The sequence below is a fragment of the Lysobacter defluvii IMMIB APB-9 = DSM 18482 genome (assembly GCF_000423325.1).
GTDB classification, from domain to species: domain Bacteria; phylum Pseudomonadota; class Gammaproteobacteria; order Xanthomonadales; family Xanthomonadaceae; genus Novilysobacter; species Novilysobacter defluvii.
This window is the reverse complement of record NZ_AUHT01000008.1, coordinates 29,608-43,870: the sequence shown is the minus strand read 5'-3', so window position 1 is coordinate 43,870 and position 14,263 is coordinate 29,608. Positions and strand designations below refer to the sequence as shown.

The 14,263-nt window shown below is 72.1% G+C and carries 12 protein-coding genes and 1 pseudogene; 6 read left to right on the top strand and 7 right to left on the bottom strand.

Going from position 1 to position 14,263, the window contains the following annotated elements; genetic code table 11:
• Positions 1 to 24: 24 nt before the first annotated feature.
• Positions 25 to 657 carry a ribosome biogenesis GTP-binding protein YihA/YsxC gene (gene yihA, locus G545_RS0108085; protein WP_027069932.1) on the bottom strand — a complete coding sequence of 211 codons (633 nt, stop codon included), beginning with the start codon at positions 655 to 657 and terminating at the stop codon, positions 25 to 27.
• 126 nt (positions 658 to 783) lie between these two features.
• Between yihA and G545_RS14120 the strand changes: the two are divergent.
• From G545_RS14120 to G545_RS0108065, 4 genes and pseudogenes are all read left to right on the top strand, one after another.
• Positions 784 to 1,578: pseudogene (locus G545_RS14120) on the top strand (c-type cytochrome); the annotation flags it as partial.
• A 293-nt stretch (positions 1,579 to 1,871) separates the two neighbouring features.
• The gene (locus G545_RS0108075; protein ID WP_052347296.1) at positions 1,872 to 2,528 is read left to right on the top strand and encodes a thiol:disulfide interchange protein DsbA/DsbL; all 657 of its coding nucleotides are present in this window, start codon (positions 1,872 to 1,874) and stop codon (positions 2,526 to 2,528) included.
• Between the two features lie 89 nt (positions 2,529 to 2,617).
• Positions 2,618 to 3,535: a thiol:disulfide interchange protein DsbA/DsbL gene (locus G545_RS14115; protein ID WP_052347295.1), complete on the top strand. Its 918-nt coding sequence runs from the start codon at positions 2,618 to 2,620 to the stop codon at positions 3,533 to 3,535.
• A 97-nt stretch (positions 3,536 to 3,632) separates the two neighbouring features.
• Complete coding sequence (locus tag G545_RS0108065; protein WP_027069930.1) at positions 3,633 to 4,370, top strand: endonuclease/exonuclease/phosphatase family protein; 738 nt, start codon at positions 3,633 to 3,635, stop codon at positions 4,368 to 4,370.
• 18 nt (positions 4,371 to 4,388) lie between these two features.
• Here the strand turns inward: G545_RS0108065 and G545_RS0108060 are convergent, their stop codons facing one another.
• From G545_RS0108060 to G545_RS0108050, 3 genes are all read right to left on the bottom strand, one after another.
• Positions 4,389 to 4,937 (bottom strand): hypothetical protein, encoded by a 549-nt coding sequence (locus tag G545_RS0108060; protein WP_027069929.1) that lies wholly within the window; start codon positions 4,935 to 4,937, stop codon positions 4,389 to 4,391.
• A 131-nt stretch (positions 4,938 to 5,068) separates the two neighbouring features.
• The gene (locus G545_RS0108055) at positions 5,069 to 7,990 is read right to left on the bottom strand and encodes a TonB-dependent receptor (RefSeq protein WP_027069928.1); all 2,922 of its coding nucleotides are present in this window, start codon (positions 7,988 to 7,990) and stop codon (positions 5,069 to 5,071) included.
• 105 nt (positions 7,991 to 8,095) lie between these two features.
• Positions 8,096 to 8,896 (bottom strand): sulfite exporter TauE/SafE family protein, encoded by an 801-nt coding sequence (locus G545_RS0108050; RefSeq protein ID WP_027069927.1) that lies wholly within the window; start codon positions 8,894 to 8,896, stop codon positions 8,096 to 8,098.
• A 67-nt stretch (positions 8,897 to 8,963) separates the two neighbouring features.
• Here G545_RS0108050 and G545_RS14110 point away from each other — a divergent pair, with 67 nt between their 5' ends.
• Both G545_RS14110 and G545_RS0108040 read left to right on the top strand, forming a co-directional pair.
• Positions 8,964 to 11,021, top strand: a complete 2,058-nt coding sequence (locus G545_RS14110) for a lytic transglycosylase domain-containing protein (RefSeq protein ID WP_052106529.1) — start codon at positions 8,964 to 8,966, stop codon at positions 11,019 to 11,021.
• 36 nt (positions 11,022 to 11,057) lie between these two features.
• The gene (locus tag G545_RS0108040; RefSeq protein ID WP_027069926.1) at positions 11,058 to 12,284 is read left to right on the top strand and encodes a multifunctional CCA addition/repair protein; all 1,227 of its coding nucleotides are present in this window, start codon (positions 11,058 to 11,060) and stop codon (positions 12,282 to 12,284) included.
• A 45-nt stretch (positions 12,285 to 12,329) separates the two neighbouring features.
• Here the strand turns inward: G545_RS0108040 and G545_RS0108035 are convergent, their stop codons facing one another.
• The 3 genes from G545_RS0108035 to G545_RS15335 are packed head-to-tail and all read right to left on the bottom strand — an operon-like array spanning position 12,330 to position 14,252.
• Positions 12,330 to 12,749 carry a VanZ family protein gene (locus G545_RS0108035; protein ID WP_027069925.1) on the bottom strand — a complete coding sequence of 140 codons (420 nt, stop codon included), beginning with the start codon at positions 12,747 to 12,749 and terminating at the stop codon, positions 12,330 to 12,332.
• A gap of 1 nt (position 12,750) precedes the next feature.
• Positions 12,751 to 14,025 (bottom strand): class I SAM-dependent methyltransferase, encoded by a 1,275-nt coding sequence (locus tag G545_RS0108030; RefSeq protein ID WP_027069924.1) that lies wholly within the window; start codon positions 14,023 to 14,025, stop codon positions 12,751 to 12,753.
• Between the two features lie 59 nt (positions 14,026 to 14,084).
• The gene (locus G545_RS15335) at positions 14,085 to 14,252 is read right to left on the bottom strand and encodes a DUF3149 domain-containing protein (protein WP_081677795.1); all 168 of its coding nucleotides are present in this window, start codon (positions 14,250 to 14,252) and stop codon (positions 14,085 to 14,087) included.
• Between the last annotated feature and the right edge of the window lie 11 nt (positions 14,253 to 14,263).

Genomic DNA, 14,263 nt, shown 5'->3' with positions numbered 1-14,263 from the left:
GAACGCTGCTTTCCGGCACCGGGGTCACGCAGCCGGCGGCGTGCTTCCTTCGCCGAGCTGCAGCCATCCGCCGATGACCTCACGTGCCTCGTCGGCACCCTGCTTGGCCAGCGAGGAGAACAGCTGCACGCTGATCGCGTCGCCGAACTCCTTGCGCAGGTCGCGACGGACCGCCTGCAGCGCATTGCCCGCGGCGCCGCGGCCGAGCTTGTCGGCCTTGGTCAGGATCGCGTGCGCCGGCAGGCCGCGGTTGGCGGCATAGCCGAGCATCTGCCGGTCGTAGTCCTTCAGCGGGTGGCGCACGTCCATGACCACCACCAGCCCGCGCAGCGCGTTGCGGTTGGCGAAGTAGTTGTCGAGGAACTTCTGCCAGTGCGCTTGCAGGTCCTTGGGCACCTTGGCGTAGCCGTAGCCGGGCAGGTCGACCAGGTACCGCTGCTCGTGCGGCGGCACTTCGAAATAGACCAGCTGCTGGGTGCGCCCCGGGGTCTTGGACACCCGCGCCAGCGCGTTCTGGTTGCAGATCACGTTGAGCGCGCTGGACTTGCCGGCGTTGGAGCGGCCGGCGAAGGCGACCTCGAATCCCCCGTCGGGCGGCAGTTGCCCGGGGGTGTGGGCGGCCAGCAGGTAGCGGGCGCGTGCAAGCGGGTTGTTCATCGTGCAAGGATCGCATGCCGGCCCGCCCCCGGCGCGTGCGTTGACCCGTACACGGGGGCCAACGATAATTCCAAGGTTCCGACGGTGCACGGTGGCCGTCGATCCAGCGTCCTACGGAGCCACCCAATGAGCCACGCCCGCGTCCTCGGTATCGGCCTTGCCGCCCTTGCGGCAGCCGCCGTCGCCTACGCCCAGACCGAGGTCACCCCGATCCCGGATGCCGCACCGGTGGAAACCGCTCCGCTGGAGCCGGCGGCGCCGGAGGCTCCCGCCACCTGGGGCGACCCGCAGAACGGCCAGGCGCTTGCCGCCACCTGCGCCGCCTGCCACGGCGTCGACGGCAACTCGCAGCTCGACATGTACCCGCGCATCGCCGGCCAGAGCGAGATCTACATCGCCGACCAGATCGCGCGCTTCAAGTCCGGCGAGCGCAGCGACGGCATGGCCGCGATCATGAAGCCGTTCGCCGACATGCTCAGCGCCCAGGACGCACGCGATGTCGGCGCGTGGTTCGCCACGCAGACCTCCGGCGCGGGCGTCGCCGACGACACGGTCATCGCCTCGGGTCCCTACGAGGGAATGCGTTTCTACGAGGTCGGCGAGCAGCTGTACCGCTCCGGCGACCCGGCGCGCGGCATCCCGGCCTGCATGGCCTGCCACGGCCCCGCCGGCACCGGCAACCCGGGCCCGGCCTACCCGCACGTGGGCGGCCAGCACGCGTCCTACACCCAGCAGCGGCTGGAGATCTTCCGCAACGGCACCGGCGCGGAGCGCGACAACGACCTGTTCCAGATCATGGCGAACATCGCCAGCCGCCTGACCGAGGAAGAGATCGGTGCGCTGGCCAGCTACATGGAAGGCCTGCACCCGGCCGCCGACGACCTGGTCGCGGCCGCGGCACCGGTCCCGGCCGCCGCGCCGACCGCGCCGGTCACCCCGGACGCCGACCCGGTGGCGGAGCCGTCGACCGTGGAGTCCCCGGCGGACGGCGTTCCCGCCGACGGCGCTGCGGCGCCGGATGCGGACGCCTCCGGAGAAGCCGCCCCGCCCGAAGCCGGCGAGCCGGCGGAGGACGCCCCGGCGGAGGCCGATGCCGGCACCGCCGAGCTGGGCTGATCCGCGGCGACGCCGCGTCCGTCCATGCAGTACCGATAGCGCCGGCCGTCCCCACGGCCGGCGTTTTCATTTTCCGAACCGACACCGGGAGTCCCACGATGCTCACACGCCTCCGCCTCCACGCACGCCAGATGGTGCTCGCCGCCGGGCTGGCGCTGCTTGCCCTCCCGCTTGCCGCCGCGGCCCAGGAGCTCGTGCCCGGCGTCGATTACCTCGAGATCCCGGGCGGCGCGCCGTTCTCGACGCAGGACGGCAAGGTCGAGGTCGTGGAAGTATTCGGCTACACCTGCCCGCACTGCGCGAGCTTCGAGCCGCACCTGGTCGCGTGGGAGCGCACGCTGCCCGACGACGTGGCGCTGGTGCGCGTGCCGGCGCCGTTCGGCGGCCAGTGGATGCCGTACGCGCGTGCCTACTACGCCGCCGAAGCCCAGGGGATCGCCGACGAGACCCACCAGGCGGTCTTCGACGCGATCCATGACGAGGGCACCCTGCTCGCGAGCGGCGTGACCGATGCCCAGCTGGCCGACTTCTACGCCGCGCGTGGCGCCGACCGCACCCGTTTCCTGGCCGACCTGTCCAGCGAGGAGACCCGTGCGAAGCTGCGCGAGGCCACCGGCTTCCTCCAGCGCAGCCGCGTCGACGGCACGCCCAGCCTGGTCGTCAATGGCCGCTACCGCGTACTGGGCCGCACCATCGACGACATCCTGCGCAACACCTCGGCACTCATCGAGCGCGAGCGCGCAGCCGCGCGCTGACCGCGCCGTACACCTCCCGCTCCCGATGCGCTGGCTATGCTCGCGCATCGGGGCCCAGCAACCGACCTGATCCACCGGAGAGAACTTCCATGAAACTGCGCATGCCGACCTGGCCGCGACTCGGCCTGGCCCTGACCGCCACCCTGATGCTGGCCGCCTGCGGCCAGGATGCCCCGCAGCAGGCCGCGCCCGCCGCCCCCGCGCAGCAGGCCACCGCGCCGGCCACCGGCAATGGCGCCGCGGCGCCCGCGCAGGCACCACAGCCCGCCGCGCCCGCGGCCGAGCGCACCCCTGGCCCGGTCGTACCCCCGCAGGGTCCGCCGCCGGTCGCCGGCACCGACTACGTGGAGATTGCCAGCGGCCAGCCGTTCAAGCCGGGCAATCCGAAGATCGAGGTGGTCGAGGCGTTCGGCTACACCTGCCCGGCCTGCGCGCAGTTCGAGCCGGTGCTGTCGGGCTGGGTCGACCGTCTCCCGGCCGATGTCGAGTTCATCCCGGTGCCGGCGCCCTTCGGTGGCTTCTGGATGCCATACGCGAAGGCCTACTACGCGGCCGAGACGGCCGGCATCGCCGAGCAGAGCCACGACGCCGTGTTCGAGGCCTTCCACCTGCGCGGCGAGCTCAACCATGAGTCGACCGAGCCGGAGATCGCGCGCTTCTATGGCCAGTTCGGCGTCGATCCGCAGGAGTTCGCGCGCACCATGTCGAGCTTCTCGGTCAACGCCAAGGTCAACCGTGCGCGCCAGTTCCTGCAGCGCACCGGAGTCGACGGGACCCCGACCCTCGTCATCGACGGGCGCTACCGGGTGACCGGTGGGAACAGCTGGGAAGACAAGCTGCGCATCGCCGACCACCTGATCGCGATGCGGCGCGACGCGCGCGGCACCGCGCCCGCGCAGGACACCGGTGCCGCTGCCGACACGGATGCGGACGCCGATGCGGATGCCGCGCCGGACGCCGACGCCGCGCAGGGCGAGGCCACCGTCGACCCCGCCGAGGCCGGGTAAGCGGCGGATGGCAGCGCAGGCGCACGCCGCGGACGACGCCCCGCGCCCCGGTCCGGACACCAGGCCGGACCCGGCGGGGGAGTCGCGCCGCCTGCGCCTGCTCAGCGCCAACATCCAGGCCGGCTCGAGCACCCGCGGCTACACCGACTACGTCTCGCGCAGCTGGTCGCACGTGCTCCCGGCCGGCAACAAGCGGGGAAGCCTGGACCGCATCGCGGAGCTGGCCGGCCGCTACGACATCGTCGGCCTCAACGAGGCCGACCCTGGCAGCCTGCGCTCGGGCTTCACCAACCAGACCCACTACGTCGCCCAGCGGGCCGGCTTCGACTACTGGAGCCACCAACCCAACCGCCGCGTGGGCGGCGTTGCTTCCAGTGCCAACGCGCTGCTGAGCCGGCTGGAACCCAGGGAAATCATCCACCACCCGTTGCCGGGGCGGATCTCCGGCCGCGGCGTGCTGATGGGCCGCTTCGGCGATGGCCGCCACGGGCTGCTGGTCGCCGTCGCGCACCTTTCGCTGGGGGCGAACTCACGCGCCTCGCAGCTGGCCTTCATCGCCGAGCTGCTGCACGACCACCCCAACGCCGTGCTGATGGGCGACTTCAACGCCCCGCTGGACCGCCCCGAGGTGCAGGCGCTGTTCCGCAACACCCGCCTGCAGCCACCGGAGTGCGTGGTGCCGACCTTCCCCAGCTGGCGCCCGCAACGCGCGATCGACCACATCCTGGTGGGCGATGGCCTGCGCTGCTCCGGTGCCTGTGCGATGCCGGCGGCCAACTCCGACCACCTGGCCCTGTCGCTGGAGCTCGACGTACCGGAGTCGGCGCTCGACTGACGCTCCCCGGGGCGGCGCTCAGTCGTCTTCCCGGAAGCCCCCCGCCGCCATGTCGTACCACGGCGTGCACAGCTTGCGCTGGTGCTGGTGGGCGTCGAAGGAGGCGCGCCACACCTCGACCCCGCCGGCCTGCTCGGGCTGGTCGAACGCGCCGCCATCCATCGGCGCCATGCCGATGCACCAGCGCACGCGCCGCGGGACCTCGCCGGGGACCGACAGCTCGAACGCCCCCTCCAGCGAGCCGCCGGCGGGCAGCTTCGCCGCCAGCGGCACCGGCGGCAGCGTCGGGGCCGGATCCGGCAGCGGCAGCGCGACGTGGCCGAAGGTGTAGTCGCCCTCGCCCTCGTCGCGGAACAGCGGCTGGCCCACCTCGCCCGTCTTCATCCGCCCGGTCATCACCGCGTGCCGGTCGCCCCGGTCGAATACCGCCAGGTCCGCGTCGCCGGTGTTGTGCAGCCGGTACTCCACCTGCACCACGTCCTCCGCCCGCTGGTGGAAGTCCACCTCCAGGCGGACGCCGGTTCCTTCGATGACGGTGGTCGCGAACTGCGAGGTGATGGTCGGCATTGCGGAGTTCTCCTGGCTGGAGCTTGCGGATGGACCCGGGGCCGCCGTGCCGTCGTGCGCACAGGCGGCGGTTGCCGTCAACAGTACGCCCGCGAGCGCCGCCGTGCACCCGGCGCGGTGGAGGGCCGCCATCAGAACCGCAGGTCGGCGCGCAGGTAGAAATAGCGCCCGCCGGGGATGTCGTAGGTGGACGCGTCGTAGCCGTTGAGCGAACAGGACAGGCACAGGGGCGGATCCTCATCGAAGATGTTGTTGGCGCCGGCGGTCAGCTGCAGGCCGCGCAGCACGTCGAAACGGTACCCCAGCTGCACGTCGTGGTAGGTCGTCGCCTCCAGCGTGTTGGTCCCGTTCGCCGGGTCCGAGCACACCGGGAACGACACCGCGTCGCCGCACTCCTCCTCCAGCTCGCTGATGTGGCGCACGCTCCAGGACGCGTTCCAGGCGTCGCGGCGCCAGTCCAGGGTGGCGGTGGAGGTCCAGTCCGGGATCGCGCTGTCGTTGACCTCGATGCCGACGCGGCGCGGCTGCACCTGGCCGGCGGCGCCCACCGCCTCGTAACGCGTCACCCAGGTGTTCTGCCACAGCACGCGGAACCGCCCCGCGTCCAACTCCGGCAGCGTCCATGCCAGGTCCGCGTCCCATCCGTCGGTGCGGATCGAGCCCAGGTTGGTGAGCCGGTTGTTGAAACCGTTGATGCTGCCCACCGACGATCGGGTGATGCCGTCGCAGTACAGCGGGTCCAGCGTGTCCACGCACAGTTCCAGCTGGGTCTGGGCGTCGATCGCCTGCACCGCGCCTTCCAGGCTGTGCCGGTAGAAGGTGACCTCCAGGTCCAGGCGGTCCGACCAGCGGGCGTTGCTGGCGAAGGAGGGGCTGAAGACGAAGCCGGTGGTGAAGCTGCGCACGGTTTCCGGCTGCAACGCCTCGTTGCCGCCGGTGGTCACCGAGATCTGCGGATTGGTCTGCAGCGCGCCCGGCGGCACGCCGAGCGCGGCGCAGTTGGCCGGGTCGCCCGTCGGCGGGGCACCGTCCACGCCCACCAGGCAGGGGTCGCGCAGCTGCAGGTCGGCGCGGCTGGCCGAGCCGTACAGCTCGCCGATCGAAGGCGCACGGAAGCCCTCGGCGTAGGTCGCGCGCAGCAGCAGCTCGTCGGCGACCTGCCAGCGCAGGCCGTACTTGGGGGTGAACTGGCTGCCGAAGGTCGAGTAGTCCGAGTAGCGGCCGGCCAGGCTCAGGTCCAGCCCGTTGCCGAAGAAGCCCTCGGCCAGCAGCGGCACGTTGAACTCCACGTAGGCCTCGCTGACGTCGTACTCGCCCGAGGTCGGCAGCGAGGGCACGCCGTTGTAGTGGCCGGCGACGGTCAGCGGATCGGGCTGGTACCAGCCCTCGTAGCGCCGGTGCTCCAGCCCCCCGGCGAAGGACAGCGGACCGGCCCACAGGTCCACGAGGTCGCCGGAGACGTTGGCGGTGAACTGGTCCAGCTGCTGCTCGCTGCGGTCGCGCACCACGGGCTGGATCCACGCCAGCATTTCCGGGGTGATCGAGCCGGGGCCGCCGAACAGGTCCAGCGGCACGCAACCCGGGGTGGCCGCGCACACCGCCGGATCGCCCAGGGCGGTCGCGATGTTGAGGATGTTGTAGCTGCCGTAATTGACCTGCTCGGCTTCGTTGCGGCTGGTCGCCAGGTTCACGTCCCAGAACCAGGTGCGCGCCCCGGCCTCGAAGGTACCCTCCAGGCCGGCGCCGAAGTACGTCGTGTCCACCTGCTGCTCGAACACCCGCGGCCCGCCCTCCACCGGGCGCCGGCCGATCATCACCAGGTTCGCCTCGTTCTCCGGCGTGGCCGGATCATCGACCGACACCAGGTCGAAGCCAAACGGGTTGTACGGGTTGGCGGCGGAGATGAAGATCCCGTCCGCCAGCGGGTTGCCGGTGCCGGCGTCGGGGCCGAGGAAGATCGGCTCCGGCGCGGCCTGGTTGACCGACTCGCGGCGGTTGAACAGCGCCTTGGCGTAGCCCTGCAGACGGTCGTTGAAGTGGAAGCGGAACTGGCCGAAGGCGCCGGTGCGCTCCGACGGCGTCAGCAGCAGGTTGTAGGTGGCGAAGTTGAAGCGGTCGGCGGTGCCGAAGCAGTGGTAGTCGTCGGTGCGGTCGCAGCCGGCCTGGCCGCCGTCGAAGACCGGATCCGGGGCGCCTGCGTTGGGCGTCAGGTCGTGGGTCACCCCGGTCGCCGGGTCGGTGAAGATGAAGCGCCCGTGCGGCGTGCCCGAGCTGCCGAAGCTCAGCCCGGTGCCCGGCACCGGCCAGCGCGACTGCTCGCGACTGGAGGCCAGGATTTCCTCCTGGTCGACGTGGCTCAGGCCGATGAACAGGTTGCTGCGGTCGGTGTTGTGCCCCCAGGCGAAGTCGACCCCGGTCTGGCGGCCGTCGCCCTCGCCATACTCGCCGACGCTGACCGACACCTGCGCGCCGTCGAAGTCGCGGCGGGTGATGATGTTGACCACGCCCGCGATCGCATCCGAGCCGTACAGCGAGGACGCGCCGTCCTCGAGCACGTCGATGCGCTCGACGATCGCCAGCGGGATGGTGTTGAGGTCGGTGGTCGCACCCACGCCCGAGGCGGAGGACTCGTTGACCCAGCGCATGCCGTCGACCAGCACCAACACCCGCTTGGCGCCGAGGTGGCGCAGGTCGACCTGGGCCGAACCGGCGCCCACGCCGTCGCCGTTGGGCGAGAAGCCGAAGTTGCCCGAGGAGTTGAACTTGGTGTTGAGCGCCGAGCCGGCGCCGGTCAGTTCCTGCAGCACGTCGCCGATCGAGGTCAGACCGGACCGGTCGATGTCCTCGCGGCTGAGCGAATGCACCGGGACCTGGGTCTCGACCTCGGCCTTGCGGATGCGGGTGCCGGTCACCTGGACGCTGTCCAGGGTGGTGGGGTCGGGGGCGGACTGCTGGCCGGCTGGCGCGGCCTGCGCGGTACCGATGGACAGGACGGGGGTGGCAAGGGCAAGGCAAAGCGCAGCCGCGAGGGGCTGGCGAAGGGGCGCGTTCATCGACTCTCTCTCCGTGAGCAGTACGTTGGCGCCGCACCCCTGTTTGCGGCACGCCGTTTGTAATCCATCCGGCGCAGGGCCACAACCACCCCGGCGCGGAGGACGCTAGCCGCCCAGCAGCAGGCTCAGCCCGACCAGCGCCAGGAAGATCGCGAACACCTGCTTGAGCTGCGGACCCGCGAGCCGGTGCGCCAGTCGAGTGCCCCACGGCGCGGCCAGCACCGAAGCCAGGGCAATGCCGATGGCCGCGGGCAGGTACACGTAGCCGATCGCGTGCTCCGGCAGCGCGCCGGCCGGGGCATGCAGCGCATAGCCCGCCGCGCTGGCCAGGCCGATCGCCACCCCGCACGCCGACGAGGTCCCCACCGCGCGCACTGGCACCACCCCGCGCCAGACCAGCAGCGGCACCGTCATGCTGCCGCCGCCGATGCCGACCACCGACGACACCGCGCCGATCAGCCCTCCGGCCGCGAGCATTGGCGCGCCGCGGGGCGCCGGCACCTCGCCTCCGGCCACCAGGCGTGGCTTGCCGAACTGCATCTGCGCCGCCGCGAGCAGGCAATAGCCCGCCACCAGCCAGCGCAGCACGGCCTCGTCGACGCGCACCGCGAACGCGCTTCCCAGCCATCCGCCCAGCAGCAGTCCCGGCACCATCCAGGCCACCGTCGGCCACAGCACGCTGCCGCGGGCTGCATGCGCCCGCGCCGAGGCGGCGGCGGTCAGCACAATGCTGGCCAGGGAGCTGGCCAGCGCCGCGTGCATCGCCGCCTCCTGGGGAATGCCCAGCGCCGGGAGCAGCCAGGCCAGCGCGGCCACCAGCACCAGCCCGCCGCCAATGCCCAGCAGGCCGGCGAGCACGCCGGCCACGACGCCCAGCAGGGGGAACAGCAACCAGGTGACGTCCATGGAACTCCGGCGGGAAGGTGAAGACGGGGGCTGCGGGTTTCACCGCGGCATCGATATAGTCCGGGCCATGCTGCCCCGACCCCTCCACATCGTACTGGCTGCACTGCTCGGCACCGTCGCCGGCACTGCATGCGCCCAACCCGCCCCCGGCGGCCTGTCCCAGGAACAGGAGCCCGCGACGCCACCCGAATTGGCGCCGACGCCCGAGGGCACGCCCGCCGCGGCCCCGCCGGAGCTGGACATCGAGCCGCTCGAGGACCCCGCGCTCCCGCGCATCGAGCGCGCATTGTCCGATGCCGCAGCCGGGCGCATGCATGCCGTCCCGGGCGACCTGGCCTCCCACCCGCTGTATCCCTGGGTCGAGCACGCCGCGCTGGTGCGCGACATGACGCCTGCCGACGAATCGCGCGTGCTGGCCTTCCTGCAGCAGTACCGGGGCGAAGCGGTCGCCGCGGAAACCCGCCGCCTGTGGCTGGCCGCCATGGCCCGGCACCGCGCGCCGGCCTCCTTCCTGCGCGCCTGGGACGACACGGTGACCGACACCGCCCTGCGCTGCGCCTGGCTGGACGCGCGCGCGCAGCAGGGCCAGCTGGGCAAGGACTGGACCCGGGAGGCGCAGTCGATCTGGACCAGCAGCGGCCGTTCCCTGCCCGATGCCTGCGACCCGGTGTTCGACTCGCTGGCCGCGCAGGGCGGCCTGCCGGACGCGCTGCGCTGGCAGCGGCTGGAGATGGCGGCGGAGAAGTGGGAGCCGGGCGTGATGCGCTCGATCGCGCGTGGCTTCGCCGGCGCCGACCGTGAGCTGGGCGAGGACTACGCGGCGTTCATCGCCGCCCCGCATGCGCGCGCCCTGCAATGGCCCAGGACCGATCGCAGCCGGTTGATCGCCTCCCATGGCCTGGCGCGGCTGGGCAAGGAGGACCCGGACCGTGCCGAGTCGATGCTGCCGCAGTACGCGCAGGCGCTGGGCTTCACCGAAGACGACCGTGGCCGCGTGCTGTTCCAGGTCGCCCTCTGGACGGTCGCGTCCTACCTGCCCGGCGGCGCCGAGCGCCTGGCCCGGGTGCCGGCGTCGAGCTACGACGACCAGCTGCACGAGTGGCGGGTGCGCGAGGCGCTGTCGCGCTCGGACTGGCCGGCGGCACTGGCGGCGATCCGCCTGATGGGGCCGGAGCAACGTAATGATTCGCGCTACCAGTACTTCGAGGCGCGGCTGGCGGAGCTGACCGGAGATCCCGCGACGGCCCAGGAGAAATACCGCGCCGCCGCCCGCAAGCCCGAGTTCCACGGCTTCCTGGCCGCCGATCGCCTGGACCTGCCCTACGCCCTGTGCCCCCGTGGCGTGGAAGCCGACGAGGCGACCCGCCGCGCGGTGGAGGCGGACCCTGCGCTCCAGCGCGCGCTACGGCTGCACCGCATCGGCCGCCACCGCTGGGCGGTGCTGGAGTGGAGCCGCGCCGTCGAGGGCTTCAGCGACACCGGCCGTCATTACGCAGTCGCCATGGCGCAGGCCAACGGCTGGTTCGACCGTGCGGTGTTCGCCCTGCGCGGCGAGGGCGAGAACCGCCTCTACGGCCTGCGCTTCCCGCTGCACCACGACGAGGTGATCCGCCGCGAGGCCGCGCGCAACGACATCGATCCGGCCTGGGCCGCGGCGGAGATCCGCGCCGAGAGCATCTTCAACCCCGACGCCCGCTCCCCGGCCGATGCCCGCGGCCTGATGCAGGTCCTCCCGTCCACCGGCGCCGCGGTGGCGCGCCGCATCGGCTACGGATGGGAAGGCGGCCAGAGCCTGTACGACCCGGAGACCAGCATCGTGCTGGGCACCGCCTACCTGCGCCAGATGCTGGACGAGACCGGCGGCAAGCCCTACTTCGCGATCGCCGGCTACAACGCCGGTCCCGCGCCGCTGGCCCGCTGGCGCTCGCAGCGCCCCGGCATGGACGCGGACTTCTGGATCGAAACCATCAGCTACAAGGAAACCCGCGAGTACGTCGCCCGGGTGCTGGCCTTCAGCGTGATCTACGACTGGCGCCTGGATGGGGATGCGCTGCGGCTCACGGACCGGATGGAGGGGCGGACGGACGGGCCGCGGAAGGAGTTCCGGTGCCCGGCGGGTTCCTGACCGCGGGATGGTGACGGCGATGCGACCATGGGCCACATGAAGGTCTACCTCGTGGGCGGCGCCGTCCGCGACCGGCTGCTCGGCCTGCCGCCCGGCGACCGCGACTGGGTGGTGGTCGGCGAAACCCAGGCTTCCATGGAGGCCGCCGGCTTCAAGCCGGTCGGCCGCGACTTCCCGGTCTTCCTGCACCCGGACACCGGCGAGGAGCACGCGCTGGCACGCACCGAGCGCAAGTCCGGGCGTGGCCACCGCGGCTTCGTGGTCGATGCGGCGCCTTCGGTCACGCTGGAGGAAGACCTGGGGCGGCGCGACTTCACCATAAACGCCATCGCCGAGGACCCGGACGGCAGGCTGGTCGATCCATACGGCGGCGCCGCCGACATCGAGGCACGGGTGCTGCGCCACGTGGGCCCGGCCTTCGTCGAGGACCCGTTGCGGGTACTGCGCGCCGCGCGCTTCATGGCTCGCCTGGCGCCGCTGGGGTTCACCGTGGCGGATGAAACCATGGCGCTGATGCGCACGATGGTGGACTCCGGCGAGCTGGCCGAACTGGTCCCGGAGCGGGTCTGGCAGGAACTGCGCAAGGCCGTATCGGCGCCCCGGCCCTCGGCCTTCCTGCAGACCCTGCGCGGCTGCGGCGCGCTGGCGGTGGTGCTGCCGGAGGTCGACGCGCTGTACGGGGTGCCCCAGCGCGCGGAATACCACCCCGAGGTCGACACCGGGGTCCACGTCGAGCTGGTCTGCGACATGGCCGCGCGGCTCGCGCCCGGGAACGACCTGGTCGGCTTCGCCGCCCTGGTGCACGACTTGGGCAAGGCGCTGACGCCGGCGCATGTGCTGCCCAGGCACCTGGGCCACGAGCAGGCCGGGGTGGCGCCACTGCGGGCGCTGTGCGCGCGGCTGCGGCTGCCGTCCGAGCACTGCCGCTTCGCCGAGATGGTCTGCCGCGAGCACCTTAACGTGCACCGCTTCGGCGAGCTGCGCGCAAGCACCGTGGTCAAGCTGCTGGAGCGTTGCGACGCGTTCCGCCGGCCGGAGCGCATCGAGTTGCTGGCGATCGCGTGCGAGGCCGACAAGCGCGGCCGCACCGGACTGGAGGACCTGCCCTACCCCTCGCGCGAGGGCCTGCTCGCCGCCCATGCCGCCGCCTGCTCGGTGCGGGCCGCGGACCTGCCGCCGGGGCTTGAGGGACCGGCGATCGGCGAGGCGATGCGCAAGGCGCGGGTGCGTGCCGTGGCGGAGGCGACCGGCAAGAAGCCCTGACCCGGTCCGACAGGACCGCAACGGTGTACGCGCCCACGGCGCCGCTCAGCCCGCGCGGCCGTCCTGTTCCCGCGCACCGGCAAGGCGACGGTCCACGCGCTGCAGCAACAACGCCAGCCGCGTCCGCGCCGCCAGCAACCCGGCCACGATGCCGGCCGCATTGGCGAACACGTCCGCCAGCTCGGGGCTGCGGTCCACGGTGAACGCACCCTGCGCCAGCTCGATCGCGATGCCGAAGGCCAGCAGCCCCGCCGCTGCCGTCCAGCGCGCGCGGCGGGTCGCGAACAACATCACCGCGTACGCGGACATCGCCGCATAGCCCCCGCCATGCTGCAGCTTGTCCGCGCCGGGGAAGGCGACGTCCGGCAGGCCGCTGGACGGCATCAACGAGCCGGTGGCGACCAGCGCCAGCATCGCCAGCCAGCCGGCCACCCACAGCCGTGGCCAATGGAAGTCGCGCAGCACGCTACAGCCGGTGGCTCAGGTCACCGGCCAGGAAGGCGATGCCGAACTCGACGTCCTTCTGGAAACCCATCACCTGGAAGCGCTCGCCCATCTCGCTGGGCAGGGTGAGCTTCTTGACCTCGTTGGTGCGCCGCTGGCGCTCGGCCTCGTCCTGGATCTTCTCGATGCGGCCAAGCACGTGGTTCATGCCGTTGCCCATCAGGAAGCTGGCCTGGCTGCAGTACCCGGCGAAGTCGAAGCCTGCCGCCACCCCGGCCTCGGCCAGCGCGGTGAAGTCCACCGACGCGGTGATGTCCTGCAGTCCAGGCCAGGCCAGCGGGTCACCGTGGACGTGGTGGCGGTAATAGGCGCGCAAGGTGCCGTCGTCGCGCTCGGGCAGGTAGTACTCCCGGCGCGCGTAGCCGTAGTCGACGAACAGCATCGCCCCGCGCTGCAGGCCACCGGACACCGCCTGGATCCAGTACGGCAGCTGCGGCAGCGCCTCGCTGCGGTAGCCGTCGGGAAAGCGCCGGTCCATGCGTTGTTCCAGGAACCGCACGGTGTTGGTGAGGAACGCATCGGTGGGGCGCAGCACCCGCACCAGCCGGCCTTCCTCGACCGCGACATGCTCCTCCAGCACCTCGCCGGGCTCCTCGTCGCTCCCGCCCTCGATCGCGAAGCGCGAAGTCGGGAGCGCGTCGATCACCTCGTTGGCGAACACGACGCCTTCCCAGTCGTCCTCGAACGGACCGTCCACCCACTCGACCAGCTCGAACACCGGCGGGATCAGCCGCTGCTGCAAGCGCTCGCGCTGGCGTTCGCGCAGCTGCGCACTGGGTTCCAGGATGCAGTAGCGGTCCGGCAGCGCATCCAGCTCCAGCAGCCGCTTCAGCGCGACCTCGGCAAACGCACCGGTGCCGCCACCCAGCTCCAGCAATCGTGCCTGCGGTCCGATCTGCTGCAGCACCGGCGCGATCGCCTCGGACACGCAGGCGGCGAAGATCGGCCCCAGCTCGGGCGCGGTGACGAAATCCCCCTCCGCCCCGAACTTGCTCGCCCCGGCGCTGTAGTAGCCCAGTCCCGGCGCGTACAGCGCCAGCTCCATGAACTCCCGGAACGGGATCGCCCCACCGGCCTCGTCGATCCGGGCGCGGACCAGCTCCTGCAACCGCGCACTGTGCGCAACCGCCTCGGGCGACGGATCGGGAAGCGTACTCGGGCTCACGGCGTACTCCTGCGAAACGGCCCGGCAGGATAGCGAGTGCGTACTGTCCCCCGCATCAACGCTCCACGCCATTCCCTTCTCCCGCTCGCGGGAGAAGGTGCCCGAAGGGCGGATGAGGGCAGCCTCCCCCCTCAGTACGGCTCAGGCCCACCCCGCTCCCGCTCGTCCCTCTCGTCCTGCACCATCCGCCGCCGCGCATACAGCGCCAGCCACACCGAAAGGCCGATCATGAACAGCACGCCGCCCAGCGACAGCCAGCCCACCGGGCGAGCGAACAGTTCCACCAGTACCGGGTTCATCGGGCACCTCC